25 protein-coding genes are annotated in these 26,039 nt (G+C 72.1%); 8 read left to right on the top strand and 17 right to left on the bottom strand.

Annotated features, from left to right (window positions below; genetic code table 11):
• Nucleotides 1-6 precede the first annotated feature (6 nt).
• From DFJ66_RS06155 to hpaD, 7 genes are read right to left on the bottom strand one after another with little or no spacing between them, the layout of a single operon-like run.
• Complete coding sequence (locus DFJ66_RS06155; RefSeq protein ID WP_121218775.1) at nucleotides 7-756, bottom strand: molybdenum cofactor biosynthesis F family protein; 750 nt, start codon at nucleotides 754-756, stop codon at nucleotides 7-9.
• An 11-nt stretch (nucleotides 757-767) separates the two neighbouring features.
• The gene (locus DFJ66_RS06150) at nucleotides 768-1,562 is read right to left on the bottom strand and encodes an SDR family NAD(P)-dependent oxidoreductase (protein WP_121218773.1); all 795 of its coding nucleotides are present in this window, start codon (nucleotides 1,560-1,562) and stop codon (nucleotides 768-770) included.
• Complete coding sequence (gene hpaE, locus DFJ66_RS06145; protein ID WP_121218771.1) at nucleotides 1,559-3,037, bottom strand: 5-carboxymethyl-2-hydroxymuconate semialdehyde dehydrogenase; 1,479 nt, start codon at nucleotides 3,035-3,037, stop codon at nucleotides 1,559-1,561. Before hpaE ends, DFJ66_RS06150 begins: the two co-directional genes overlap by 4 nt.
• Entirely contained in the window at nucleotides 3,034-3,966 is a 933-nt protein-coding gene (gene dapA / locus DFJ66_RS06140) for a 4-hydroxy-tetrahydrodipicolinate synthase (protein ID WP_121218769.1), read from the bottom strand. Before dapA ends, hpaE begins: the two co-directional genes overlap by 4 nt.
• On the bottom strand, nucleotides 3,963-4,643 hold the full coding sequence (locus DFJ66_RS06135; protein WP_170199157.1) for a GntR family transcriptional regulator: 681 nt from the start codon (nucleotides 4,641-4,643) through the stop codon (nucleotides 3,963-3,965). The genes dapA and DFJ66_RS06135 overlap by 4 nt, the downstream gene beginning before the upstream one ends.
• Complete coding sequence (locus DFJ66_RS06130) at nucleotides 4,640-6,037, bottom strand: fumarylacetoacetate hydrolase family protein (protein ID WP_121218765.1); 1,398 nt, start codon at nucleotides 6,035-6,037, stop codon at nucleotides 4,640-4,642. Before DFJ66_RS06130 ends, DFJ66_RS06135 begins: the two co-directional genes overlap by 4 nt.
• Nucleotides 6,034-6,897 carry a 3,4-dihydroxyphenylacetate 2,3-dioxygenase gene (gene hpaD / locus DFJ66_RS06125; protein ID WP_121230745.1) on the bottom strand — a complete coding sequence of 288 codons (864 nt, stop codon included), beginning with the start codon at nucleotides 6,895-6,897 and terminating at the stop codon, nucleotides 6,034-6,036. Before hpaD ends, DFJ66_RS06130 begins: the two co-directional genes overlap by 4 nt.
• A gap of 267 nt (nucleotides 6,898-7,164) precedes the next feature.
• On the opposite strand from hpaD, the gene DFJ66_RS06120 reads away from it, so the two are divergent.
• Together DFJ66_RS06120 and DFJ66_RS06115 are read left to right on the top strand one after the other, a co-directional pair.
• On the top strand, nucleotides 7,165-8,130 hold the full coding sequence (locus tag DFJ66_RS06120) for an AraC-like ligand-binding domain-containing protein (protein WP_121218763.1): 966 nt from the start codon (nucleotides 7,165-7,167) through the stop codon (nucleotides 8,128-8,130).
• A gap of 96 nt (nucleotides 8,131-8,226) precedes the next feature.
• A complete protein-coding gene (locus DFJ66_RS06115; protein ID WP_121218761.1) occupies nucleotides 8,227-9,651 on the top strand; it encodes an aldehyde dehydrogenase family protein in 1,425 nt (474 codons plus the stop codon).
• A 13-nt stretch (nucleotides 9,652-9,664) separates the two neighbouring features.
• Here DFJ66_RS06115 and DFJ66_RS06110 read toward each other — a convergent pair whose 3' ends face one another.
• The 5 genes from DFJ66_RS06110 to DFJ66_RS06090 all read right to left on the bottom strand — a co-directional run bounded on the left by DFJ66_RS06110 (nucleotide 9,665) and on the right by DFJ66_RS06090 (nucleotide 15,587).
• On the bottom strand, nucleotides 9,665-10,687 hold the full coding sequence (locus DFJ66_RS06110; RefSeq protein ID WP_121230743.1) for a helix-turn-helix transcriptional regulator: 1,023 nt from the start codon (nucleotides 10,685-10,687) through the stop codon (nucleotides 9,665-9,667).
• Between the two features lie 66 nt (nucleotides 10,688-10,753).
• The gene (locus DFJ66_RS06105; RefSeq protein ID WP_246029602.1) at nucleotides 10,754-11,572 is read right to left on the bottom strand and encodes an alpha/beta hydrolase; all 819 of its coding nucleotides are present in this window, start codon (nucleotides 11,570-11,572) and stop codon (nucleotides 10,754-10,756) included.
• A gap of 23 nt (nucleotides 11,573-11,595) precedes the next feature.
• A complete protein-coding gene (locus DFJ66_RS06100; protein WP_121218757.1) occupies nucleotides 11,596-12,339 on the bottom strand; it encodes a dienelactone hydrolase family protein in 744 nt (247 codons plus the stop codon).
• 47 nt (nucleotides 12,340-12,386) lie between these two features.
• A complete protein-coding gene (locus tag DFJ66_RS06095; protein WP_121218755.1) occupies nucleotides 12,387-13,544 on the bottom strand; it encodes an ABC transporter substrate-binding protein in 1,158 nt (385 codons plus the stop codon).
• Nucleotides 13,545-13,694: 150 nt separating this feature from the next.
• Complete coding sequence (locus tag DFJ66_RS06090; protein ID WP_121218753.1) at nucleotides 13,695-15,587, bottom strand: primary-amine oxidase; 1,893 nt, start codon at nucleotides 15,585-15,587, stop codon at nucleotides 13,695-13,697.
• 143 nt (nucleotides 15,588-15,730) lie between these two features.
• Here DFJ66_RS06090 and DFJ66_RS06085 point away from each other — a divergent pair, with 143 nt between their 5' ends.
• The 3 genes from DFJ66_RS06085 to DFJ66_RS06075 all read left to right on the top strand — a co-directional run bounded on the left by DFJ66_RS06085 (nucleotide 15,731) and on the right by DFJ66_RS06075 (nucleotide 18,479).
• Nucleotides 15,731-16,837: a class II histone deacetylase gene (locus DFJ66_RS06085; RefSeq protein ID WP_121218751.1), complete on the top strand. Its 1,107-nt coding sequence runs from the start codon at nucleotides 15,731-15,733 to the stop codon at nucleotides 16,835-16,837.
• A 103-nt stretch (nucleotides 16,838-16,940) separates the two neighbouring features.
• Nucleotides 16,941-17,786, top strand: coding sequence for an NAD(P)-dependent oxidoreductase (locus DFJ66_RS06080; protein WP_121218749.1), 846 nt, complete (start codon nucleotides 16,941-16,943; stop codon nucleotides 17,784-17,786).
• A 183-nt stretch (nucleotides 17,787-17,969) separates the two neighbouring features.
• Complete coding sequence (locus DFJ66_RS06075; protein WP_121218747.1) at nucleotides 17,970-18,479, top strand: SMI1/KNR4 family protein; 510 nt, start codon at nucleotides 17,970-17,972, stop codon at nucleotides 18,477-18,479.
• On the opposite strand, the gene DFJ66_RS06070 is transcribed toward DFJ66_RS06075, so the two are convergent.
• The gene (locus DFJ66_RS06070) at nucleotides 18,460-19,491 is read right to left on the bottom strand and encodes a medium chain dehydrogenase/reductase family protein (RefSeq protein ID WP_121218745.1); all 1,032 of its coding nucleotides are present in this window, start codon (nucleotides 19,489-19,491) and stop codon (nucleotides 18,460-18,462) included. The genes DFJ66_RS06075 and DFJ66_RS06070 overlap by 20 nt on opposite strands.
• A gap of 46 nt (nucleotides 19,492-19,537) precedes the next feature.
• Nucleotides 19,538-20,038: a DoxX family protein gene (locus DFJ66_RS06065; RefSeq protein WP_121218743.1), complete on the bottom strand. Its 501-nt coding sequence runs from the start codon at nucleotides 20,036-20,038 to the stop codon at nucleotides 19,538-19,540.
• Between the two features lie 92 nt (nucleotides 20,039-20,130).
• Between DFJ66_RS06065 and DFJ66_RS06060 the strand changes: the two genes are divergently transcribed.
• Nucleotides 20,131-20,700 carry a TetR/AcrR family transcriptional regulator gene (locus DFJ66_RS06060; protein WP_246029601.1) on the top strand — a complete coding sequence of 190 codons (570 nt, stop codon included), beginning with the start codon at nucleotides 20,131-20,133 and terminating at the stop codon, nucleotides 20,698-20,700.
• On the opposite strand, the gene DFJ66_RS06055 is transcribed toward DFJ66_RS06060, so the two are convergent.
• On the bottom strand, nucleotides 20,685-23,069 hold the full coding sequence (locus DFJ66_RS06055) for an ATP-binding cassette domain-containing protein (protein ID WP_121218739.1): 2,385 nt from the start codon (nucleotides 23,067-23,069) through the stop codon (nucleotides 20,685-20,687). The two genes, DFJ66_RS06060 and DFJ66_RS06055, sit on opposite strands and share 16 nt — an antisense overlap.
• A 77-nt stretch (nucleotides 23,070-23,146) precedes the next feature.
• Nucleotides 23,147-24,172, bottom strand: coding sequence for an LLM class flavin-dependent oxidoreductase (locus DFJ66_RS06050; RefSeq protein WP_121218737.1), 1,026 nt, complete (start codon nucleotides 24,170-24,172; stop codon nucleotides 23,147-23,149).
• 120 nt (nucleotides 24,173-24,292) lie between these two features.
• Here DFJ66_RS06050 and DFJ66_RS06045 point away from each other — a divergent pair, with 120 nt between their 5' ends.
• Together DFJ66_RS06045 and DFJ66_RS06040 are read left to right on the top strand one after the other, a co-directional pair.
• The gene (locus DFJ66_RS06045; protein ID WP_170199155.1) at nucleotides 24,293-24,709 is read left to right on the top strand and encodes a DUF3995 domain-containing protein; all 417 of its coding nucleotides are present in this window, start codon (nucleotides 24,293-24,295) and stop codon (nucleotides 24,707-24,709) included.
• A 10-nt stretch (nucleotides 24,710-24,719) separates the two neighbouring features.
• Nucleotides 24,720-25,217 (top strand): GNAT family N-acetyltransferase, encoded by a 498-nt coding sequence (locus DFJ66_RS06040; protein WP_121218733.1) that lies wholly within the window; start codon nucleotides 24,720-24,722, stop codon nucleotides 25,215-25,217.
• On the opposite strand, the gene DFJ66_RS06035 is transcribed toward DFJ66_RS06040, so the two are convergent.
• On the bottom strand, nucleotides 25,163-26,020 hold the full coding sequence (locus DFJ66_RS06035) for a class I SAM-dependent methyltransferase (protein WP_246029600.1): 858 nt from the start codon (nucleotides 26,018-26,020) through the stop codon (nucleotides 25,163-25,165). The two genes, DFJ66_RS06040 and DFJ66_RS06035, sit on opposite strands and share 55 nt — an antisense overlap.
• Between the last annotated feature and the right edge of the window lie 19 nt (nucleotides 26,021-26,039).

Here is a 26,039-nt window from a genome sequence, read left to right as displayed (position 1 = left end):
ATTCCCTCACACGGGTTGGTCGTCGCCGGGGTAGGTGACCCGGCCGAGCGAGATGATGTGCGCGCCCCCAGGGGCCAAACGGACCTCGCCCTGGCCGTTGAGGCCGAAGAAGACGCCGGTGGTGCGCATTGCGTCCAGGTCGTACAGCCACGTCGTGGCCACCGGGATGCGGAACTCGCGGAAGGTGAACACGTACCGGTTCTCGCCGACCTTCCACGCCGTGGCCAGGTCCACGTCACCGTGTCCGCGCTGTTCACCCACCAGGCACTGCCACGCGTAGCGCTCCGAGCTGAGGTACACGTGCTCGTACAGGTGGTTCGGGCTGTACCGGTAGAGCGCGCGCCAGCCGATCAGGTCCCGGGTTTCCACAGGCGGCTGCCCAGACGGCTCGCCGCCCTCCAGCACCCCCGCCCGGAACCGTTGCGAGACCTGGGGGACACCAGGTGTCGCCTCCACACCGATGGTGGACTCCACGGTCAGCGTGCGCAGGGTGTTGACGTCCGCGATCACGACCTCCGCCCGCCGGGGCTCGTCGCGAAAAGTACGCGACACGAAGAAGGTCCCCGGCGCTCCCTCCACCGCCTCATAAGAATCACCACTCGCCAGCCGCGAATCATCCACAAAGGACAACCGCACCCCACCGCCGTCATCGTGCCGCACGGTCCACGTCAACCCCGCCAACGCATTGCTGCGGGGCAGGCGGTTGCCGTCGATGCCCGCCGCGAAGTCGTCGACGGTCTTCCACTCCTCCGACATGAAAGTCCTTCCTACGCCAGTGCGATGGTGGGCAGGTCGACCGCGCTCGCGCCCGCGTCGGCGGTCACCACCGCGCCGGTGACGATCGACGCCTCCGAGGACGCGAGGAACGCGATCAAAGCCGCCACCTCGTCGGCCTCCGCGGGCCTGCCCAGCGGGGTGTTCTCGGTGACCAAGGCGTACGCGCCGGCCCGGTCCAGCCCCTTGGCCGCCCCGAACCGGTCCATCTGCTCGTCGGCCATGGCGGTGCGGACCCAACCGGGGCACACCACGTTGGCCCGCACCCCGTACCGGCCGTAGTCACGGGCGATGGACCGGCCCAACCCGACCAGCGCGTGCTTGGTGGACGTGTACCCGGCGACGCCCGGACCGGCGAACAAGCCGGCCAACGACGACACCAGCACGACCGCGCCACCACCGTCGACCAACTGCGGCAAGGCCTCCCGGATGGTGACGAAAGCGCTGGTCAGGTTGGCGTCCAAGGACAACTGCCAGGCCTCGTCCGTGGTGTCGGCCGCGGCACCGATGCCGTGACCACCGGCGTTGGCGACCACGACGTCCACCCGCCCGAACCGCTCGGCCGCCTGCGTCACGACCGCTCTCATCGCGGACCCGTCGGCGGCGTCCGCGGGCAGGGCCAACGCCGACGGACCGAGCGGGTCGGCGACCGACGCCAACGGCCCGGGACGACGGCCGGTCAGCACGACCCGGCCGCCCTCGGCGACGATCCGGCGCGCGGTGGCGGCGCCGATCCCGGTACCCGCGCCGGTGATCAACGCCACCCGCCCGGCAAAGCGCCCGCTCATCGTGCGGCCCCGAAGCGCGGCGGGGTCAGGTCGCCCACGGCCACGTGCACGGCCCGCAGGTCGCTGTAGAAGTCGATGCTGTGCGCACCGCCCTCGCGCCCGACGCCACTGGCCTTGATGCCGCCGAACGGGGTGCGCAGGTCCCGGACGTTGTGGGAGTTCACCCACACCATCCCGGACTGCACGGCCCGCGCCACCCGGTGCCCGCGCTGGAGGTCGGCGGTCCACACGTACCCCGCCAGCCCGTACTTGGTGGCGTTGGCCAGCGCCACCGCCTCCTCCTCGGTGTCGAACGGCGTCACGCACACCACCGGCCCGAAGATCTCCTCCTGGAACACCCGCGCGTCCACCGGCACGTCGGCGAACACGGTGGGGGACAAGAAGTTCCCCTCCTCCAACCCCTCGGGACGCCGGCCGCCGGCGACCAGTCGCGCCTCGCGCTTGCCGGTCTCCACGTACTCCATGACCCGGGCGTAGTGCTCGGGGTGGATCAAAGCCCCGACCTCCGTCGCCGGGTCGGACGGCAACCCGACCCGAACCGCCGAAGCCCGCGCCGCCAAAGCGTCCACGAAAGCGTCGTAAATCTCCCGCTGCACCAACACCCGCGAAGAAGCCGTGCACCGCTCGCCGTTCAGCGAGAACACCCCGAACACCGCAGCGTCCACCGCCCGGTCGAAGTCGGCATCGGAAAACACCACACAGGGCGACTTGCCGCCCAGCTCCATGGACACCTCCTTGAGGTGCTCGGCGGCCGTGCGCATGATGATCTGTCCGGTGCCGCTCTCGCCGGTGAACGACAGCCTCGGCACGTCCGGGTGCGCGACCAGCGCCGCACCGGCCGACTCGCCGATGCCGTGCACCAGGTTGAACACCCCCTCGGGCACCCCGGCCTCGGCCATGATCCCCGGCAGCAGGCTCGCCGACAGCGGCGACCACTCGGCGGGCTTGAGCACCACCGTGCAGCCGGCCGCCAGCGACGGCGCCAGCTTCCACGTCTCCAGCATGAACGGCGTGTTCCACGGCGTGATCAGGCCCGCGACGCCCGCCGGCTGCCGGATCGCGTAGTTGACCTGCTTGTCGCCGACCAGGTACGCGTCTTCGTGCTGGGCCACGATGACGTCGGCGAAGTACCGGAAGTTCTCCGCCGCCCGGTGCGCCTGCCCGCGTGCCTGGGTGACCGGGAGACCGGTGTCGAAGGTCTCCAGCTCGGCCAGCCGCTCGGCCCGCGCCTCGATGGCGTCGGCGATGCGGATCAACACCCGAGCGCGTTCCCGCAGCGACAGCCGGGGCCACGGCCCGTCGACGAACGCCCGGCGGGCGGCGGACACGGCCAGGTCGACGTCGGCCGGTCCGCCGGCGGCGACGCGGCCGTACTCGGTGTTGGTCACCGGGTCGCTGACGCCGAAGGTCGCGCCGTCGACGCTGGGGACGTCCTTGCCGTCGATGTGGTGCAGCAGTTCGGTGGGGATGTTCATGCGGTGGCTCCGGCGGGTTCGAGGAGGTCGGCGGCCTGGGCGCGCAGCGCGTCGATGCGGGCGAGGCCGGCGGGGGTGGGGGAGACCAGGGGCGGGCGGACGTGGCCGCTGGCGATGCGGCCCAGGTCGGCCAGCACGTGCTTGGCCGGGGCCGGGTTGGTCTCCACGAACAGCAGTTCCACCAGCGGGTGCAGGCGGTAGTGCAGGTCGATGGCGGCGTCGTGGTCGCCGGACGCGTACAGCTCGTACATGCGGGCCACGGCCGCCGGCGCGAGGTTGGCCAGGGCGCTGACGAAACCCGCGCCGCCGATGGCCAGCAGCGGCAGGCACAGCAGTTCGATGCCCGACCACATCAGGAAGTCACGCCCGCACCGGTGCAGCACGTGCGAGAAGTGTTCGAAGTCCTTGGTGGTCTCCTTGATGCCCACGATGTTCGAGTGCGCGTGCCGGAGACGGGCCACGGTGTCGGGCGCGATGTCCACGGCCGTGCGCGAGGGCACGTTGTAGATCACGATCGGCAGGTCCGGGAACTCGCGCGCCACGGCGTCGTACCAGGCGAACAGACCCTCCTGCGTGGGACGGCTGTAGTACGGCGTGATGACCAGCGCCAGGTCCGCGCCCAGCCGCCGGGCCTGGTCGGTGAGCTCGAGGGTGTGCTGGAGCGTCGCCGCGCCCGTGCCGGGCAGGAACGGGATCGCGTCCCCGGTCTCCTCGGCCACCACGCGCATCGCCGTGACCCGCTCCTCCAGCGACTGGGCGCTGGGCTCGCCGGTGGAGCCGCCGATGGACACGCCGTGCGACCCGGACTCCTTCTGCCAGCGCACCAGCGCGCGCAGGCTGTCGGTGTCCAGCTCGCCCTCGGCGGTGAACGGGGTGACGACCGGCGCGATCGAGCCGCGGATGGCCGCCGGGTCGGAACGGAACCTCATGTGGGGAACTCCTTGGTGGCACCGGCCGCGGTCACGGCCCGGAGGGTGTTGAGCTTGTGGTCGCGGGCGAAGCGCTCCACCTGGTCGGCGGGTGCGCCCGCGCGCAGCAGCCGCAGCAGTTCGGCGTGCTCGGCGACCGACTCGTGCGCCCGGCCGGGCACGAGGGCGAACGTGGTGCGCCGGCTCAGGTCCAGCCGCGCCCACTCGGTGGTGATGAGGTCGCGCAGCCGGGGGTTGGGGCACCCGCCGCACAGCAGCAGGTGGAACTCGCGGTTGAGCCGGGTGAAGCCCAGCGGGTCGAACTCGACCAGCGAGGCGGCCATCAGGTCGTTGAGGTGCGCCGCCCGGTCCAGCACGCTGCGCGAGAGGGTGGCGCTCGCGACCGCGTGGCCCTCCAGCAAGGCGAGGGCCTCCATGGTGTGCCGGTAGCCGTCCGGGTCGAACTCCGCGACCTGCGCGCCGACGTTGGGCTCGAACACCACCCACCCCTCGGCCTGCAACCGCCGCACCGCCTCGCGCACCGGCACGGGGCTGACGCCCAGCTCGCGGGCGATCCGGTCGAACACCAGCCGCGCGCCGGGTCCGTACCGGCCGCCGACGATCCGGTCGCGCAGGGTCTCGTAGGCGTACTGGGTCTTGGACATCCCCGGGGTGGCGGACCTCGCGGGGGCGGTCATCCGTCCCACCGCTCGTACTCGGCGCGCGCAGCCGCGCCCAACGGGTACAGCCCGTCCACCGACACCCCGGCCGACACCCGCTCCAGGATGAACCGCTCCTCGCGTTCCACCTCCAGCGCGTCGGCGGCCACCTCGTCCACGATCGCGGGCGGGATCAGGATGACCCCTTCGGCGTCCCCGACCAGCACGTCCCCGGGCCGCACCAGCACCCCGGCGCACGCGATGTCCACCCCGACCTCCCACGGCACGTGCCGCCGCCCCAGCACGGCCGCGTGCGCGCCGGCGCTGTAGGAGGGCAGGTCGAGCTCCCGGAAGGCCGGGCTGTCGCGCAGGCACCCGTCCGTCACGACCCCGGCCGCACCGCGCCGCAGTGCGCGCATCGCGAGGATGTCGCCGAGCGTGCCCGCCCCGTGGTCCTCGCGGGCGTCGATGACCAGGACCTGGCCCGGCCCCAGCGCCTCCACGGCTCGCTTCTGCGCGTTCATCCCGCCGCCGCGCTCGGCGAACTGGTCCTCCCGCAGGGGCAGGAACCGCAGCGTGTGGGCCACGCCCACCATCCGCAGGTCCGGCCGTGCGGGCGCCAACCCGGTCAGGAACGTGTGGTTCAGCCCGCGCTTGCGCAGCTGGCTGGACAGCGTCGCCGTGGACACCTGCCGCAGGGCCGCCTCGGTCTCGGGCCTGATGGCCGGCACGTCACCACCCACCGCGGCCGCTCGATCCGCGACCGTCACGCGGGGCCGCGCGCCGGGACCCTCCAGCGCCGGACCTTCCACGACCACGTTCCTGAGCCGCTCGGTGTCGTTCAGCGCGACCTCGACGACGTCGCCGGGGGAGACCACGGTCGCCCCGGTAGGAGTCCCCGTGAGGATGATGTCCCCGGCCTCCAGCGTCACGTTCCGGCTCAGGTCCGCGATGAGGTAAGCGAAGTCGAACAACAGCTCGCCGGAGTTGTCGTCCTGCACCAACTCGCCATTAATCCACGTTCGTAGACGAATATCGGACGGGTCCACTTCGCGCGGATCCAACAACACCGGACCGACCGGCGTGAAACCGTCCGAGCCCTTGGATCGCAGGTTCGAACCACGATCCGCATGACGCAGGTCGTGCACGCCGAAGTCGTTGGCCGCCGCGATACCGCCGATGTACTCGACGGCGTCCTCACGCGACACGCCCGACGCCCGCTTGCCGACGACGAGCGCGATTTCGCCCTCGAAAGCCGCCAACTCCGTGCCCGCCGGCCGCACGAGTTCCCGGCCGGTCCACGACAACGACGACGGCGGTTTCAGGAAGTACGACGGTTCATCCGGGTAACGCCCCCGTTCCGCCGCCCGGCTGCGGAAGTTCAGGTGCACCGCGATGATTTTCGACGGTTGTAGACCCAAGGGGTGTGTCATGCCTTCAGCCCGTCCGGGATCGGGAAATCGACGATGACCTGGCCGGTCCCGCTGCTGGGGAAGTAGTCGCACAGCTGCTCGCCGTGACCGGTGTAGGCGTCCCAGCCGAGGATGCCGAACAGCATCGCCGTGTCCGCCATCGCCGCCTCGCCGGTGAACCGCTCGTTGTAGGCGGGCAGCGCGGCCAGGAACTCCGCGATCCGCCCCGAACCCCACTGCTGGAGCACCAGCCGGTCGGCCTGCTCGTTGATGGGGTTGCTGATCCGGTCCAGGTACTGCGAGGACACCTCGTTGGGCGGGAACTGGTGCGACAGCGACCCGCTGGCCAGGAACGCCACCTTGCGGTCGCTGCGCAGCACCGCCCGCGCGATGGCCTCGCCGACCCGGCGGTTCTCGTCGATGGACGAGTAGATGTTGCACCCCACCGGCACCACGGCGATCGGGTCGCCGTCGCGGTTCATGAAGTGCATCGGCACCAGCGTCGCGTACTCCAGGCCCAGGTCCTTCACGTCGTGGACCATCGCCTTCTGCCCGCCCGCGGTGATCTCCTCGCCGATCAGCGCGGCCAGCTCCGGGCAGCCGGGGTAGTCGTACTCCAGGTCCCGGATGAAGTGCGGCAGCTCGTGGGAGGCGTAACTGCCCTGGTGGCGCGCCTTCCCGTTGACGTGGAAGCTCATGCTGTTCATCCAGTGCGAGTCGGCCACGACGAACGTGTCCGCCCCGCGTTCCCTCGCGCGCCGCCCCACCTCGGCCAGGCCCAGCTCGGCGGGCCTGCGGATGCCGTGGTGCTTGCCCGGGTGGATGGACAGCCAGATCGACGGGACGTGCGTGATCTTGGCGGCCAGCACGACCTCACCCATGGTCACCTCCACATCGGGGATCGTGTAGCGGATCGAATACGATCCGCGCCCGGCACGTGTCCACGCGCCGGCCATCCAGGTCTAACAGGACGGTCCTGACCAGCGGTTGACCGCCGGCGCACGGTCTTTGACGCTCGGCGCACCGGCTGGCCGGACTTTTCACGACTCGGCAACGACCCCTTGACGAACGCCCGGCCGCGGACGAGCGTGCCCCTCACCGATCTCACGCAGTGTCACGATCCACGTCCACGGTCCTGGAGGGCGACGATGTCCTACGTGCTGACCACCGCGGGGGTGCCCGCGACCCAGCAGTTCGACCTCTGGCAGTCGGCGGTGTCCCAGACGTTCGTGCCGCTGGAGGCCACCACGGGGGAGCACTCGGCGTTCCGGGGCCGGCTGCGCGGCCGGAACCTGGGCAGCGTGGCCGTGTACGAGGCCTCGGCGGACGCCCACACCGTCCGCCGCACCGCCCGCACCATCTCCCGAGCGGCCCCGGAGTACTACAAGCTGAGCCTGCAACTGCACGGCACGGCGAAACTGACCCAGGACGGCCGTCAGGCGGCCCTGCGCCCGGGTGACTTCGCCATCTACGACACGACCCGCCCGTACTCGCTGGCGTTCGACGACGTGTCGTCCACCCTGGTCCTGATGTTCCCGCGCTCGATGCTGTGCCTGCCCACCAACCAGGTCGAGCAGCTGACCGCCATCCGCTTCGCCGGCGGCCAAGGGGTGAGCGGCATCGTCAGCACCACCCTGGTCCAGTTGGCCCGCAACATCGACGACCCGCAGGTGCACGGGAGTGTGCGCTTGGCGCGGAATGTCGTGGACTTGTTGGGCACGGCGCTGGCCGACCAGGTCGAATTCACCGACGTCCCGGCGGAAACGTCCCGGGCGGCCATGTTGGTGAAGATAAAGTCCTATGTGGAAGCGCACCTGGAGGACCCGGACCTCTCGCCGGGCGACATCGCGGCGGCCCACCACATCTCGACCCGGTACCTGCACAAGCTGTTCAGCGAAGCGGGCACCACGGTGTCGGCCTGGATCCGCCACCGGCGTTTGGAGCGTTGTGGACAGGATCTCGCCGACCCCGGGAAGCACCAACTCGCCATCGGCGTCATCGGCGCGCGGTGGGGCCTGGTGGACGCTTCTTACCTGAGCCGCGCGTTCAAAACCGAGTACGGCCTGTCGCCGTCGGAATACCGCCGCCGCAGCGTGGAACACCGCACCGCCTAGGCACCGACCGTCAACCGGAGTGCACCCGCAGCCAAGCCGAGTGCCCGCGCCGCCCCGCACACTGGCCGCGTTCAAGCCAGTCAGAGGGGAGTCGACATGCGCGCGACGGGTCTTTTCATCGGCGGTCGGTGGGTGTCGGGCGCGGACAGCTCCACCACCACCGACCCGGCTACCGGTGAGCCGTTGGCCGAGGTGGCGGAGGCGTCCGCGGCCGACGTGGACGCGGCGGTGGCCGCTGCCCGGGAGGCGTTGCCCGCCTGGCAGGCGCTGCCGGCGACCGAGCGGGCCGCGCTGCTGTGGCGGCTGGCGGACCTGATCGAGTCCGACGCCGACAAGCTCGCCGAGCTGGAGACCCGTGACCAGGGGCAGCCGCTGCCGGTCGCGCGGAACGTCAGCGTCACCGGTGCGGTCGAGCACTTCCGGTACTACGCGGGGTGGGCGACGAAGATCGACGGGGCCGTGCGGCAGGTGTCGTTCCCGAACACCCTTCAGTACGACAAGCGGGTGCCGGTCGGGGTGTGCGCGCTCATCGCACCGTGGAACTTCCCGCTCATGATCATGGCGTGGAAGCTGGCCCCGGCCCTCGCGTGCGGCAACACCGCCGTGATCAAGCCGGCCGAGCAGACCCCGCTCACCACCGTCCGCCTGGTCGAGCTGTGCGTGGAGGCGGGTTTCCCGCCCGGTGTGGTCAACCTGGTGACCGGCGGCCCGGACACCGGCAAGGCCCTGGTCCGCCACCCCGGTGTGGACAAGGTCTCCTTCACCGGTTCGACCGCCGTGGGACGCGAGATCGTCGCGGCCTCGGCGCACGACCTCAAGCGCGTGACCCTGGAACTGGGCGGCAAGACGCCGACCGTGGTCGCCCGGGACGCCGACGTCGACGCCGCCGTGGCCGGGACCATCGCGGGCGGGCTGCTCAACACCGGCCAGGTCTGCGCGGCCTACGCCCGCCTCTACGTCGACCACCGCCGCCAGGACGAGTTCACCACCAAGCTCGCCACCGCGGCGGCCGAGCTGCGCCTCGGTCCGGGCCTGCACCCCGACACCGACCTCGGTCCGCTGGTCAGCTCCGAACACCGCAACCGCGTGGACTCCTACGTGCGGGGCGCGATCACCGAAGGCGCGGACCTGGTCACCGGTGGCGCCGCGCCCGAAGGCCCCGGGCACTTCTACCGGCCCACGGTGTTCGGCTCGGTCACCGACACCATGACCATCGCCCGCGAGGAGGTGTTCGGCCCGGTCCTGGCGGTGCTGGACTACGACGACGAAGACGAGCTCCTGCACCGCGTCAACGACTCGCCCTACGGCCTGGCGGCCGCGGTGTGGAGCAACGACCTCCGGACCGCGCACCGCCTGGCCGACGGCATCCGGGCGGGGGCGGTGTTCGTCAACATGCCGTGCGTCCCGGACGCGGCGGCACCGTGGGGTGGCTTCCGGACGAGCGGGTGGGGGCGTGAGATGGGGCCTTACGCGATCGACGCCTACACCGAGGTCAAGGGCATCTGGATGCACCACGGGTGAGCTGCGGAAAACCCTAGCTCCAGTACGGGTCCGCGCCGCGGGTCAAGCGGGCCAGGGACCCGATCCCGTCCACCGACGGCCGCACGAAACCGGCGCGGGCCGCCACCCCGGCGGCCTCGCCGCGGGACTGGCAGCCCAGCTTGGTCAGCAGGCGCTCCACGTACGTCTCGACCGTCCGCCTGCTCACCACCAGCGCCTCGGCGATCGCCTGGTTGGACAGGCCCGCCACCAGCCCGGTCGCGATGTCCAGTTCCCGCGCGGTCAGGCCGGACGGGTTCTCGAACGGCGCGCACGCGGCCACGACCCCGGCCCGGGGGCCGTCCACCACCCGCAGCAGCCGCACCCGCCACCACCCGTCCGCCGCCTGCCACAGGAACGGCACCGTCCGCAGGCCCAGCCCGGCGAACACCTCCGCCACCGCCCGCAGCCCGGCGTCCTCGGCCACCGGGGCGGGCGCGCGTCCGGCGACCGCGCCGGTGGCCGGGACGAGCCAGCCGGCCGTCCACTCGGGACCGAACCAGGTGTCCAGACCGGGGCAGTGCAACGGGTCCACCCGCCGGGCCAGGGCCGTGCCCACGGTCGCGGTGAACGCGCGGGCGGCCTCGTCGAAGGCGCCGCGGACCGGTGCGTTGGCGTGCAGCACGCCGACCACCTGCCGGGACCGCCCGATCCGCAGCACCGCCGACAGGCCGTCGTCGAACCCGGCGGGACGCAGGCGTTGCTGGTAGTGGGGCGAGTCGCGGAAGTTGTGCGGCATGTCGTCCATGAGCAGCGGCACCGCGGAGTCGAACAGCTGGCCGCCCCACCGGGTGCGGGGCAGCTCGTGGGCCAGTTCCCGGCTGATGCCCCGGTCGTAGCCGTCCTCGGCGAGCACCACGAACCCGCGCGCCACCGGGTCCCAGCCGGTGACCTGCACCGCGCACACCTCGGGCAGCGCCTGCCGCAGGGCGGCGAACACCTCGTCCCACTCGACCGCGCCGCCGCTGCCCAGGGCGGAGCCGATGCGCACCGCCGAGGCGATCATCGTGGTGTCCACCACGCCCCCTCCGGTAGGCGGACAACCTACGGTGCGTGACCGGACCCAGGCAACACCGAGCGTTCGTCAGGTGCGCTGCGCGTCAACGCCCGGTTCCCCGACGACCAAGGCCTGTGCGAACGCTCCGCGCAACGCCGCCGCCGCGCGCTCGTGGGCCTGGGCGGACACCGACAGCCGGTCGGCCGGCAGCGCGAAGAACCCGTGGAGCTGCCCTTCGTACCGCACCAGCGTGACCGGCACGCCGGCGTCCAGCAGCCGGTGCGCGTACTCCTCGCCTTCGTCCCGCAACGGGTCGAACTCGGCGGTCAGCACGAGCGCCGGCGGCAGCCCTCGCAGCTCCCCGGCCAGCGGCACCAGGTACGGGTCGTCCAGGTCCTCCTCCCCGCGCGCGTACTGGCGGAAGAACCGCTCCACGTCCTCCCGCGTCGGGAAACCCCCGTTCTCCACAGAGGACTCGCGGTCGCCGGGTGGTGCTGTGATGGGCGCGGCGAGCAGTTGCAACGCGATCCGGGGCCCGTCGTGGTCGCGGGCCATCAGGCTCACCACCGCCGCGAGGTTGCCCCCGGCGCCCTCCCCGCCGACCGCGATCCGCCCGTCGGTCCCCAGTTCCGCGCCGTGTGCCGCGACCCAGGTCAACGCCGCGTAGGCGTCCTCGACGGCCGCCGGGAAGCGGTGCTCGGGCGCCGGCCGGTGGGCCACCGACACGACGACCACGCCCGCCGCGTCGCACAGCGCCCGGCAGGCGGTGTCGTCCTCGACGGGCGGTTCGACCGCCCACCCGCCGCCGTGGTACCAGACCAGCGTCGGGAACGGCCCGTCGCCGGCCGGGCGGTGGACCCGGGCCGGCAGCGCACCGGCCGGTACGGGAATCCCGAGGTGCACCACGCGTTCTCCCGCGCGCACCGGCGTCACGTGTGCGCGCGCAGGAACGCCGACACCCGCGCCCACGCGTCGGCGGCGTTCTCGGCCTGGTCGGGCAGGGCGCCGTCGAAGAACGAGTGCGGCGCGCCCTCGTAGAGGCGGAACTCGTGCGGCACACCGGCTTCGGACAGCTCGACGTCGAAGGCCCGGTTGTCCTCGACCGTGGTCAGCACGTCCGCGCCGGCGGCGAGCACGAGCAGCGGCCGGGTCATGTCCCCGATCAGCTCCCGGCACTCGGCGGGCCGCCCGTAGAAGCCGACCACGCCCGCGAGCCGCGGCTGCAACGCCGACTGCGCCCACGACATCGCCCCACCCAGGCAGAACCCGACCGTGAACGCGGCGGTGACCGGCCCGAGCGCGCCCGACACCAGGTGGTCCACCGCCGCGACGATGTCGTCCTGCGTCCGCTCCCGGTCCAGCTTCTGCACCAGCGCGAACCCGTCGAAGTCGGGGCCGCGCACGTCGTCGTCGGCGATCCGGCCGTAGTAGTCCAGGACCAGCGCGGCGACGCCGGTGGACGCGAAGCGCCGCGCCAGGTCCCGGTAGAACTCGTGCGCGCCCCGCACGTCGGGCAGCAGCACGACCCCCGCCCCGGTCGGGGTCTCCGGCACGGCCCGGTAGGCCAGGAACGTGGCCCCGTCGGCGGAGGTGAGCCGCAGTTCACCGGCGTCGGCGACGGCACTGGTCGCTTCGGGCGGTGCGGGTGGGCGCGACTCGTCGGCGTGACACATGCGGTTTTCCCTTTCGGTTCGCTGCGGCGGCGGAGAGGCAGCCGGCCTCAGGTGTTCGGCACGGTGATGAAGGTGTCGTCCACGACCACCCAGCGCAGGCCGGTGAGGCGGACGATCTTGGAGCCCTGGTTGGGGGCGTGGGTCTCGCCGGGGCCGAACTCCCACGGCGTGCCCAGCATCGGGTCCTCGATGGGCGTCATGGTCCGCAGCGCCGCGTTGACCGAGTCCCGGGTCACCTCGCCCTTGATCGTCTCGAGCACCTCGACGGTGAACTTCGCCGCCAGGTACCCGCCCTGGGAGAACGCCGTGGCCTGCGCCTGCGCCCGGGTCACCGTGGCCCGCCAGCCCTTGTTGGCCAGGCTGTCGGAGGTGAACGGCTCGAACTCGCTGCCCGCGTAGACGTTCAGCCCGAGCCCGCCGACCGCCTTGGCGACGCTGTCGGTGTAGGCGGGGGCCAGCAGCAGGAAGTCCACGTCGTCCATGCCCTGCGTCTTCGCCGCCTGCAACCACGGCACGACCAGCGACTCCGCCGGGTTGAACAGGACCGCCTCGCAGCGCGCCTCCTTGGCCTTGAGCAGGTACGGGGTCAGGTCACCGGTCTGCGGCACGGTCAGGTCGTTGATCAGCAGCTTCAGCCCGCTCAACCGCTCCCACCGCTCGAGCGCGACCTGGACGGCCTCCTCACCGCCGGGCAGGACGACGGTGAAGTTGCAGATCCTCTTGTCGCCCAGCTTCTGCGAGGCGTGCAGCAGCACGGCGGTCATCAGGGTGAACGGACCGACGTTGACCGGGGCGATGGTGGGGCTCTGGAAGCACTTCGGGGTCGCGGCGACGGCCATGACCGAGCTGATGCGGGCCTGCCGGTAGAAGGCCTCGTTGACGTCGCAGTCGGTGAAGCTCGCCGACCCGGCCATGGCGACCACGCCCGCGTCGGCGAGTTCGCGCGCGGCCTGGGCGGTGCGCTGCGGGTCGCCGGCGTCGTCCTTGACGATGTACTCGATGTTCCGGCCGTTGACGCCGCCCTTGGCGTTGGCGTCGTCGAACACCCGCTGCGCGGTCTTGACCACCTCGGCGGTGACGAACTGGCCGGTGAGCCCGGCGATGGCGCCGATGCGGATGGTGTCGTCGCCACCGCTGCCGCAGCCGGTCAGCGCCGACGCGGTCAGGGCGGCCGCCGCGAGGGCTGCGGAGAGCTGCCTTCTCATGTGTTCCTCTCGGATTTCACTGGGCTGCGGAACCCAGTCGGGCCGCTACCACCGCGGCCGGCACGTGCACAGAGTGGTCGGGCGGCGGCTGTCCAGCGGTCCGTAGAAATACTGAAGTCCGGTGTCAACGCAGGTGAGGGATGCTCGAACTCAATGTTCGCAACGACATCCCCCTGGCGGGCAGTGGGCGCACCCGGTCGACGCCAGGTCCGGCACGTCCAAGGTCGGGTTGCGGTCGTTGAACCCGACCGGGCGGAACGAGAACCCGCTGTAGTCCACCGGCATCACCGGCCAGTCCTCCGGCCTGGGCAGGTGCGTCGGCCCGAAGACGTGCCACAGCACCACGTCCTCGTCCACCAACGGCCGGTCCTGCGCGCTCCACGCCGGCAGGCCCGCTCCGCCCGGGTGCTGGTTCGGGTGGTCCCCGGCCGGATAGCGCTCGTCCTCGTGGAACCGGGTCACCCACAGGTGCCGGGACGCGAACGCCGCCCGTCCCGCCACGGTCGCCTCCGGCTGCGCCAAGAGCACCGGCCCCGGCCGGGGCACGAGCTGGTAAGAACGCCGCTGCCCCAACCGGTTCACACCACCACCCCGCACCAGCCACGTCCGGCCCCGCAGCGGATCGGCCAGGCGCGCGGCAGTGGACTCGCGGTCCAACACGGTGGTCGTCGTGGTGAAGGCGTTGCCGCGCGGGTTGTCCGGACCGGTGGGCACGCCGACGAAGTCGACCTCCTCCACGGTGTTCGACGGCCCCGCCACCTCGGTGTCCAGCCGCGCGCAGAACAGGTGCTGGTGCACGGGAGCCACCAGACCGGGCGCGACCAGCTCCCCGTGCGGACCGGCCTCGCCCGCACCGCAGAACACGACACCGGTGGCCTTGGCCTCCAGCTCGATCGTGCCGTCCAGGTAGAAGTACCAGAAGAAGCCGTAGTCGTAGTTGCCGATGGTGCTGAACGACGACACCACCAGCCGCCGCGACCGCCGCACGTCCGACGCGCCCGTGAGGATGTTGGTGTGCTTCCACAGCACCCCGTAGTCCTCTTCGTGCATGCAGATGGCCTGCGGGATCGACATCGGGTGGCCGTGGTCGTCGGCGAGCACCGCGTCGAAGTAGTGGATCACGCCCAGGCAGTCGCAGCCCAGCCGCAGCGAGTTGGCGTTCTTGCCCAGCAGGTACTCGCCCGCGTCGAAGTAGCTGATCCAGTTCCGCCACGGCTCCGGGTCGCCGTACGGGACGACCATCTCCGGCACCGACGCCCGGTACACCACCGGGTCACCGCCGAACGCGATCCGGTGCAGCGTCAACCCCTCGCGGGCGTTGAACCCGACCCGGAACGTCCACCCCTCCCAGCCCACCTCGCTGCCGGACACGGTGAAGCTCACGCCCTCGGGCTGGGTGATGGAGATCGGCTTCAACGACGTCCGCGGCTGCACCCCGGTGTAGTTGCCGTGCTCGACGGGCACCGGTACGTCACCGGAGTCGGTCACCGCCAGCACCTCGCCCGCGACCAGGTCCACCTCGCACAGCAGGCCTTCCACGGGGTGCGCCCACGGGCTGTCGTCCACGTGGTCGCGCAGGAACGTCAACGCCCGGAGAACACGCCGTCCGCGCAGCAGCGGCTCGTCGAAGTGCCCCGGTGACAGGGGAGCGACGAACGCCAGCGACCAGTCCTCGATCCCGCGCCGCCGCATCGCCGCCTGCCAGCGCGGGTCGGCCCGGACCAGTTCGGCGCTGCGGTCGTACTCCTCGAACAGCACCGCCGGCTGCCCGTGCTTCTCGGGGTCCAGCGGTCGGTAGGACTCCTCGACGCCGGCCGTCACGTCCACCACGGCCTCGGCCACCGCCCCGGTGGCGGTGTCCAGCAGCACCGCCCGCACCCGTCGGTGCACCGGCAGCCCCTGCCGCACCGCGTCCTTGGACGGCTCGACGGGCAGCACGCTCGGGAACCGGGTCGTCGGGCCGACCCGACCGGCGGCCACGAGCACGGCCCGCGCCCCGGCGATCTCGGCCGCGGTCAACGGGTCGAGGGGATGTGTGGTCATGGACCCGAGTATTGGAAAAGGTCCCCGCCCGGTCTTGCCCAGCGGCGTACCGGAGTTGGGCTGGAGCGCACGTTCGCGGTCGGTCAACGTCCGAGCGCTGCGGGACAAGACTCCGCCGCGACACCGCGACCAGGATTCGCCGCATGTCGACGGGTTACGTCTACCACGAGCTCTACGGCTGGCACGACACCGGGACGCACGCCGGCCTCCTGCCCGCCGACCCCCGCCGGGGTCTCCAGCCGCACCGCCACTTCGAGAACGCCGAAGCCAAGCGGCGCGTGCACGAACTGGTCGTGGTCAGCGGCCTGCTCGACCGCCTGACCCGCCTGGCCCCGCGCCCGGCCACCGACGAGGAGATCCTGGCCGTGCACACGCCCGGCCACCTCGCCCGCCTGGTCGCGGCCAACGACACCGGCGGCGACGCGGGCGACGGCGGCAGTCCTTTCGGTCCCGGCGGGCTGGACATCGCGCGGCTCGCGGCCGGTGGCGTGGTGCGGGCGGTGGAGGCGGTCGTGGACGGTGCGGTGGACAACGCCTACGCCCTGGTCCGCCCGCCCGGCCACCACGCGCTGGCCGACGTCGGCATGGGGTTCTGCCTGCTGGCCAACATCGCCATCGCCGCCCAGGCGGTGCGCCGCTCGCGCGGGGTCGCGCGGATCGCGGTGGTGGACATCGACGTCCACCACGGCAACGGCACCCAGGCCGCGTTCGCGGACGACCCGGACGTGCTGACCATCTCCGTGCACCAGGACCGGGTGTTCCCACCCGACTCCGGGCACGTGACCGAACGCGGCACGGGCGCGGGCCACGGCTACGCGCTGAACCTGCCGCTGCCGCCGGGCACCGGCAACGGCGGCTACCTGGAGGCCTTCCGGCGGGTCGTGCTGCCCGCGCTGCGCCGGTTCCAGCCGGAGCTGATCCTGGTGGCGGCCGGCTTCGACGCGAACGCCGTGGACCCGCTGGCGCGGATGATGGTCACCGCCTCCGGGTACCGGGAGATCGGGCGGATGCTCGTGGACGCGGCGGCGGAGCTGTGCGGCGGGCGGATCGCGTTCGCGCACGAGGGCGGCTACGACCCGGTGTACGTGCCGTTCTGCGCGCACGCGGTGATCGAGGTGCTGGCCGGGGTGGAGGAGCCGCTGGAGGACCCGTTCGCGGCGAACTTCGACAACCAGGGGCAGCAGGAGGCGCAACCCCACCAGTCGGCGGCGATCGCGGCGGCGGAGGAGTTGGTCGGCGACATCGGGTGATCCCTTTCCGGTGATGATCACCACCCGGACGGCCGGATGGGATGCGCGGCCGGCTTTCCGGTGGCAGATTCGTCCTTACTGGACAAGGGATTGGGGATCCACGGTGACGAAGTCTGTTGCGGTGCTTGGTACGGGCATCATGGGCGCGGGCATGGCGCGCAGCCTGCTGCGGGCGGGTCTGGACGTGGCGGTGTGGAACCGCAGCGCCGACAAGGCCGCGCCGCTGGGCGAGGCCGGCGCACGGGTCGCCGAGACACCCGCCGAGGCGGTGGCCGGCGCGGACGTCGTGCTGACCGTGCTGTTCGACGCCGACTCCACGGCCGAGGTGGTGCGCGGGCTGGACCTGTCCGGCGACGTGGTGTGGGTGCAGTCGGGCACGGTGGGCCTGGAGGGCACGTCGCGGCTGGCCGAGCTGGCCGGGTCCACGCCGTTCGTGGACGCGCCCGTGCTGGGGACGCGCAAGCCCGCCGAGGAGGGCAAGCTGACCGTGCTGGCCGCCGGCCCGGAGGCGGTGCGGGACCGGCTCGCGCCGGTGTTCGAGGCGATCGGGTCGCGGACGGTGTGGGTGGGGGAGCGGCCCGGCGACGGTCACCGGCTCAAGCTGGCGGTCAACTCGTGGGTGCTGTCGATCACGGCGGCCACCGCGCAGGCCGTGGCGTTGACGCGGGGGCTGGGGGTCGCGCCGGAGGCGTTCCTGGACGCCATCGCGGGCGGTCCGACGGACAGCGGGTACGCGCAGGTCAAGGGCCGGGCGATGATCGCGGGTGAGTTCACGCCGTCGTTCGGCATCGACGGCGCGGTGAAGGACGCGGACCTGATCCTGGAGGCGATGCGCGCGGCGGGCACCGACGACCGGCTCATGCGCGCCCTGCACGAGCAGTACCGCGTGGCCGCCGACCACCGCGACGCCGAGGACATGGCCGCGGTGGTCCGCGCCTTCAACACCTGACCGCGGCTCCGGCGGGCGCGCGGCTCGGCGAGCCGGCCGGGTCCGGGCAGGCTGGCCAGGTTCGGGCGGGCCGGCCGGGTTCGGGTGGGCCGGCCGGGTTCGGGTGGGCCGGCCGGGTTCGGGCGGGCCGGGCTGGGCACCTGATCGCGGGGAGCGGGCGGGTGGGCGGTTAACCTGAGCCGCGTGACGGAAGATCGCCGGTTCCCGCCCGCCCTCGCCGCCGTGGCCGAGTGCGCCTTCGACTACGACGACGGCATCGACTTCGAGCCCTACGCCGAGTTCTCCTCCGCCGAGGAGACCACGTCCTGGATCCGGGCGTGGACCGGCAACCAGGAGCTCGACGGGGCCGAGTTCCGCGTCTTCGGCCAGGACGGCACCGGCGGCCTGGCCATGTTCTGGACCGTCCGCGAAGGCGCACCGCTGACCGACCAGCCGGTGGTCTTCTTCGGCTCCGAGGGCGCGGTGGGCGTGGTCGCGCGGGACCTGAGCGCGTTCCTGTGGCTGCTGGCCGACGGCGTCGGTCCGATGGAAGCCGTCGAGCACACCGACCTCGACGGCGAGCCCAGCGAGGAACTGCGGGAGATCGCGGAGAAGTTCGCGGCCGACCACCGGCAGTCCGGTGCGGACGTGGTGGCCGAAGCGCGCGCCGAGTTCCCGGACTTCGAGTCCACCGTCACCGCGTGGTGTCGCTAGGCACCAGCACGACCTTCCCGGCGACCGTGCCGGACTCGGCGAGCGTGACCGCCCGAGCCACCTCCGAGAGCGGGACGCGGGCGGCGACCTGCGCGCGCAGCTTCCCCTGGGCCAGCAGGGCGAACACCTCGCCGAGGTCCCGGCGCAGGGCGGCGCGGAAGGCGGTCCGGCGGCGCTTGCCCGCCCAGATGTTGAAGAACGTGGCGCGGTGGCCGTTGGGCAGGGCGTTCCACAGGGCCAGCCGCGCGAACAGCTTGAGCACCGGCAGGCGCGACGACCCCGGTTCGTCCCGGGTGGACGCCGTGCCGTAGGCGACCAGCGTGCCGCGCGGGGCGAGCAGGCGGTAGGAGTCGACGATGCCGGGGCCGCCCACGTGGTCGAACACCGCGTCCACCCCGGCCGGTGCGAGTTCCCGGATGCGGGCGGGCAGGTCGGGGGTGCGGTAGTCGACGGGGGTCGCGCCCAGGGCGCGGACGGTGTCGTGGTGGCGGGGTGAGGCGGTGCCGATGACGGTCGCCCCGGCCAGGCGTGCGAGCTGGACCAGGGTCGAGCCGACGCCGCCGTTGGCGCCGTGCACCAGGACCGTCTGTCCCTTTCGGACTCGCGCGATGGTGTGCAGCATCCGCCACGCGGTGATCCCGTTGACCACGAACGCTTCCGCCTCCGCCGGGTCGACGCCCTCGGGCACGGGGACCAGGTCGGCGGCGTCGAGCAGCACGTGGTCCGCCCAGCCGCCGGTCTTGGTCAGGGCGGCGAACCGGCCGCCCAGCAGGCTCTCCGCGCCCGGCCCGGTCCGGACGACGGTGCCGACCAGGTCGTAGCCGGGCACGAACGGGAACGGCGGCTGGTCGTAGTACTTCCCGCGCCGCATCTGCTGCTCGGCGAACGACACCCCGCTCGCCTCGACCCGCACCACGACCTGCCCGGCGGCGGGGGAGGGCAGGTCGCGGTGGCGCAGTTCGAGCCCGTCCGGTTCGACGGTGCCGGGCAGGACGACTTCGAGGGCGCGCATCGGGTCTCCAAGTGTGTGGTCAATCAATCACTGAATCTATGACTGATTAAACACTCACACTTTGCGGCGAGTCAAGGGTGGCGGGTGCGGTCGACGTGCGACGGGCCCGGAGGTGGTGGGCCAGGACCGTCACGGTGGCGGCGAGGAAGACGAGCTGCATGAGGGTGCGCGGCACCAACTGGTCGCCGAAAGCGGGCGAGATGCCCTTGATGGCCGCGTACACGTTGGCCGGGAACATCCCCACCAGCATCGCCGTCAACCCCGCCGCTGCCCACGGCGCGGTCCGGTGCCACAGCACCCCCGCCGCCCCCGCGAGCTCCAGCAGCCCGGTCACGGTGATCACCAGTTCGGGAGCGGGGATCGCCGGCGGCACCATCGCGATCAGCTGTTCCCTCATCCCGATGAAGTGCGCCATGCCGGTCGCGGTGAACATCGCCGCGACACCGCCCTGCACGGCGAACGGCCAGGCGGGTACCCGGGTCAGCCCGACCGCCCGCAGGCCGGCCAGGACGAGGGTGACGAGGACGAGGATCACGAGCGGGGCCATGGCGGACTCCTTCGGCATCACGAACTTGACAGTGACAAGATGCCTGGAGGAAGGCGAACTTGTCAATGTCTAGATCCGCTAGGCTGCCGGACGTGACCACGGACCGCCCGTACCACCACGGCGACCTGCGCCGAGCCGTCCTCGACGCCGCCGTCGACGCGATCACCGAGCACGGCCCCGGTGGCGTCGGCCTGCGCGACCTGGCCCGGCGGGTGGGGGTGTCGCACGCCGGGCCGGTGCACCACTTCAAGGACAAGGCAGGCTTGCTGACCGCCCTGGCCGCCGAGGGCTTCGCGCTGCTGGCCGCGCGGCTGGAGGAGACCAAGGCCGCCGGCGGCGACTTCGTGGAGGTCGGCACGGCCTACGTGCGTTTCGCGGTGGAGCACCGGGCGCACTTCGAGGTGATGTTCCGCCCCGACCTCTACCACCCCGACGACCCGGCGGTGGAGGCCGCGCGCTCGCGGGCGGGGGCGGTGCTGGCGGACGGTGTCACCGACCAGCCGGACCCGGAGTTGGCGTCGGCCGCGGCCTGGTCGATCGTGCACGGCTTCGCGACCCTGTGGAACACCGGCGTGCTGGAACGCCCCGGCGACGACCCGGTGGAACTGGCCCGGGCCGTCGCCGGCTTCCTGTTCCGCGAGAGGGGTCAGGCCCCCACGTAGTCGGCGAGGTGCCGGCCGGTCAGCGTCGAGCGGGCGGCGACCAGGTCGGCGGGCGTGCCCTCGAAGACGACCTTGCCGCCGTCGTGGCCCGCGCCCGGCCCGAGGTCGATGATCCAGTCCGCGTGCGCCATCACGGCCTGGTGGTGCTCGATGACGATGACCGACTTGCCCGCGTCCACCAGCCGGTCCAGCAACCCCAGCAGCTGCTCGACGTCGGCCAGGTGCAGGCCGGTGGTCGGCTCGTCCAGCACGTACACCCCGCCCTTGTCGGCCATGTGCGTGGCCAGCTTGAGCCGCTGCCGCTCGCCGCCGGACAGCGTGGTCAGCGGCTGGCCCAGCGACAGGTACCCGAGCCCGACGTCGGCCAGCCGCCGCAGGACGGCGTGCGCGGCGGGGGTGTGCGCGTCGGCGCCGGGGCCGAAGAACTCCTCCGCCTCGGTCACCGACATGGCCAGCACCTCGCTGATGTCGCGCCCGCCGAGGTGGTACTTGAGCACCGAGGCCTGGAACCGCTTGCCCTCGCACTCCTCGCACGTCACCGCGACCCCGGCCATGATCCCCAGGTCGGTGTAGGTCACGCCGGCGCCGTTGCAGGTCGGGCACGCGCCCTCGGAGTTGGCGCTGAACAGGGCCGGCTTCACGCCGTTGGCCTTGGCGAAGGCCTTGCGGATCGGCTCCAGCAGCCCGGTGTAGGTGGCGGGGTTGCTGCGCCGCGAGCCGCGGATCGCGGTCTGGTCCACCGACACCACGCCCTCGGCGGGCATCGACCCGTGCACCAGCGAGCTCTTGCCCGACCCGGCCACGCCGGTCACGACGACCAGCACGCCCAGCGGGATGTCGACGTCCACGTTCTGAAGGTTGTGTCGGGAAGCGCCGCGGATCTCCAGCACACCGCAGGGTTCGCGCACCTGCGCCTTGAGCTTGGCCCGGTCGTCCAGGTGCCGGCCGGTGATCGTGCCGCTGGCCCGCAGGCCCTCGACGGTGCCCTCGAAGCACACCGTGCCGCCGCCCGTGCCCGCGCCCGGCCCGAGGTCCACGACGTGGTCGGCGATCGCGATGGCGTCCGGCTTGTGCTCCACGACCAGCACGGTGTTGCCCTTGTCCCGCAACCGCAGGAGCAGGTCGTTCATGCGCTTGATGTCGTGCGGGTGCAGGCCGATGGTCGGCTCGTCGAAGACGTAGGTGACGTCGGTCAGCGACGACCCGAGGTGCCGGATCATCTTCACGCGCTGCGCCTCGCCGCCCGACAGCGTCCCGGACGGGCGGTCCAGCGACAGGTACCCCAGTCCGATCTCGACGAACGAGTCCAGCGTGTGCCGCAACGCGGTCAGCAGCGGCGCGACCGACGGCTCCGACAAGCCGCTGACCCACTCGGCGAGGTCGGTGATCTGCATGGCGCACGCCTGCGCGATGTTGATCCCCTTGATCTTCGACTTCCGCGCCTCGGCGCTCAGCCTAGTGCCGTCGCAGTCGGGGCAGGTGGCGAAGGTGATCGCCCGGTCCACGAACGCGCGGATGTGCGGCTGCATCGCCTCCTTGTCCTTGCTCAGCATGGACTTCTGAATCTTCGGGATCAGGCCCTCGTAGGTCAGGTTGATCCCGTCGACCTTGATCTTCGTGGGGTCCTTGTAGAGCAGGTCGTGCAGTTCGCGCTTGTTGTACTTGCGGATGGGCTTGTCGGGGTCGAAGAAGCCGCTGCCGCGGAAGATCCGGCCGAACCAGCCGTCCATGCTGTAGCCGGGGATGGTCAGCGCGCCCTCGTTGAGCGACTTGGTGTCGTCGTAGAGCGCGGTGAGGTCGAAGTCGGTGACCGAGCCGACGCCCTCGCAGCGCGGGCACATGCCGCCCAACCGCTCGAAGGTCGCCTTCTCGGCCTTGGTCTTGCCGCCGCGCTCGACCGTGATCGCGCCGCTGGCCTTCACCGAGGGGACGTTGAACGAGAACGCGCCCGGCCCACCGATGTGCGGCTTGCCCAGGCGGCTGAACAGGATGCGCAGCATCGCGTTGGCGTCCGTGGCGGTGCCCACGGTGGACCGCGGGTCCGCGCCCAGCCGCTGCTGGTCGACGATGATCGCGGTGGTCAGTCCGTCGAGGACGTCCACGTCTGGCCGCGCCAGCGTCGGCATGAACCCCTGCACGAAGGTGCTGTAGGTCTCGTTGATCAGCCGCTGGGACTCGGCCGCGATCGTGTCGAACACCAGGGACGACTTGCCCGAGCCGGAGACGCCGGTGAACACGGTCAGCCGCCGCTTGGGGATCTCCAAGCTGACGTCCTTGAGGTTGTTCACGCGTGCGCCGTGCACGCGGATCATCTCGTGGCTGTCGGCCGGGTGCTGTGCCGGCGTGCTCTTCCCCTTGGACCTGGTCATCGTCTCCCCATCTGCTCAAGCTCGCGGGAGCAAGGCTATATATGCGCAGATGGGGACGCTTCTCGAATCCTGACCGGTCAGCCGAGCTCCGCTCGGACCAGGGGCAGCACCTCGGTGCCCAGCAGCTCGATGGACTCCATGACCAGCTTGTGCGGCACGCCCGACCAGTCCATCTGCATCGCGTACCGGTCCGCGCCGACCAGCCGGCCCACGGAGATCAGCCGCTCGGCGACCTCCTGCGGGCTGCCCGCGAAGATCGAGTTCGCGTCGGCGGTCCAGGCGTCGTACTCGGCGCGTGAGGGCACGGTCCAGCCGCGGGCGCGGGCGCCGTACTTCATGGTCTCCAGCCAGTACGGGTAGAAGGAGTCCTTCGCGTCCTGGGAGCGGCGCGAGATCAGCCCGATCGCGCTCATGGTCACCTCCAGCCCGGTCTGCCCGCCGGCCTCGCCCGCGCGCCGGTACAGGTCCACCAGCGGCGCGAACCGCTCCGGCTGCCCGCCGATGATCGCGTAGACCACGGGCAGGCCCAGCAGTCCGGCCCGGATGGAGGACTCCGGGTTGCCGCCGGTGCCGACCGAGATGCGGAGGTGGTCGCCGTAGGGGCGGGGGAAGACGTGGGCGTCCTTCAGCGGCGCGCGGAAGCGTCCCGACCAGGTGATCGGGTTCTCCCGGTCCAGCCGGATCAGCAGGGCCAGCTTCTCCTCGAACAGCTCGTCGTAGTCCTCGAGGTCCGCGCCGAACAGCGGGAAGGACTCGGTGAACGACCCGCGCCCGGCCAGCAGTTCGGCGCGGCCCCGGCTGAGCTGGTCCAGGGTGGTGAACTGCTGGTAGACCCGCACCGGGTCCTCGGTGCTGAGCACGGTGACCGCGCTGCTGAGCGTGATGTTCGTGGTCACGCTCGCGGCGGCGGCGAGGACCGTGCCGGGGTTGGAGATGGCGTACTGCTCGAGGTGGTGCTCGCCCAGGCCGTAGAAGCCCAGGCCCAGCTCGTCGGCGAGCTTGATCCGCTCCAGCTGCTGGGCCAGCGCGTCGGCGACGGACACCTGCTCGCCGGTGGTCGGGTCAGGGTGGCGGTCGGCGAAGCTGTAGACCCCGAGCTGCATGCTGTGTGACACGCGAAAAAGTCTATCACCGGATAGTTGAGAGTTCAGCTAAGACGGCTCTCAGAAACCGTGCGCTACCGTATGGTCCGGTCGCCGTACGGTGGCGTATGGAGGTGTCTGATGACGATGTTGGCGCTGGTCACGGCGTTGGTGTTGGCCGCGATCGGGATCTTGCACGTGGTGTGGATGTTCTCGCCGTGGCCGCTGCGCACGCGCGAGGAGTTCGCCCGCCTGGTGGTGGACGTGCCGGTGGAACGGCTGCCGTCCCGGCCCCTGACCGCCGCCGTGGCGGTCGCGCTCGGGCTCGCCGCGTACCTGGTGGCCGGGCGGGCGGACGTCGTGGGCGTGCCCGGTCCGGAGTGGGTACCGGTCGTCGGGACGGCCGGCGTCGCGGCGGTGATGCTGCTGCGCGGCGCGGGCGGGCTGGCCGTGTCGACGCGCAAGGACACCGGGTTCGCCCGCCTCGACGTCCGCGTGTACTCGCCGCTGTGCCTGATCCTGGCCGCGGCGACCGCGCTGGTCGCGTTCGGCGGCTAGGGTCGGCCGCATGGTGGAGATCAGGCCCGCGACGGTCGCCGACGTGCCCGCGGTCGCCCGCGTCTGGCACTCGGGGTGGGCGGACGGGCACCTGGGTCACGTGCCCGACGAGCTGGTCCGGGCGCGCACGCCGGAGTCGTTCGCGCAGCGCGCCGCGGACCTGGTCGCACGGACCGCCGTGGCGGTCGTGGACGGTGAGGTGGCCGGCTTCGTCATGGTCGAGGGGGACGAGGTCGAGCAGGTGTACGTGTCCGCCGACCACCGGGGCGCCGGCGTGGCGGACGTGCTGCTGGCCGAGGCGGAGCGGAGGGTCGCCGCCCACCACGACACCGCGTGGCTGGCCGTGGTCGCCGGCAACACCCGTGCCCGTCGGTTCTACGAGCGCCACGGCTGGACCGACTCCGGTCCGTTCGTCCACCAGGCGCCCGGCGGCATCGCCGTGCCCGCCCACCGCTACGTCAAGCGGCTGCCCGAGGCGGTCAGCAGGAACGCGGGCGAGGACCAGTAGTCGAACAGCGGCTCCAGCCGGACGTCGGTGAACCCGGCCCGCCGCAGCTGCGCCGCCCACGCCGTGGCCGGCTGCTCCCACGTGGACCGCTTCGCGCCCGGCAGCAGCTGTCCGGTCAGCACCGGCATCAGGAACCCCTGCGCCACCAGGTCCCGGTCCGCGCCGTACTCGGCCAGCCCGCGCTCGTAGGTCTCGGCCAGGAACGCCAGCCGCTCGTCCCCGTCCAGGTCGGGCACGTCGAACTCCACCAGCGCCAGCTTCCCGACCCGGGACGCCAGCGCGGCCAGCGCCGCGTCCCGCTCGTCGTGCGGCAACGCGTGCAACGCGAACGTCGACTGCACCAGGTCGATCCTCTGCGCGGCCTCGCGCAGGAACTCCTCCACCCGGACGTTCCGGGCGTCCACCGTGACCCCTTCGACGTCCCGGAGCCGTTCCACCGCCCCCGCCAGCAACGCGGCCGAGGGCTCCACCAGCGTGACGCGCCGAGGCCGGTGCCGGGCCTTCTCCAGCGACGGCACCAACGCCCGTCCGTCGCCGCACCCGACGTCCAGCAACGTCCCGGGCCGCTCGGCGTCGTACAACCCCGCCAGCCCCCGCGCGACCGCCTGGTAGAGCCCCACGTTCCCGCCGCCGTCGATGAACGCGGTGAAGGCGGCGGGACGGTCGTAGACGCTCCCATCGGCCTCACTGGTCAGATAGGTCGCCAACGCCCGTCCCACCTCCCCGCGACTGCCGGCGGCGAGCTCGGCCGCCCGCTCGCGTTCCCCTTCGGTCAACGCCCGCAACGCGTCGATGATCGTCACGCCACCCAGCTTGACACGC

Origin of the sequence: Saccharothrix variisporea (assembly GCF_003634995.1) — a bacterium.
Taxonomy (GTDB): Bacteria; Actinomycetota; Actinomycetes; order Mycobacteriales; family Pseudonocardiaceae; genus Actinosynnema; species Actinosynnema variisporeum.
The sequence above is the reverse complement of the archived record's forward strand: the minus strand, read 5'-3'. Positions and strand labels throughout refer to the sequence as shown.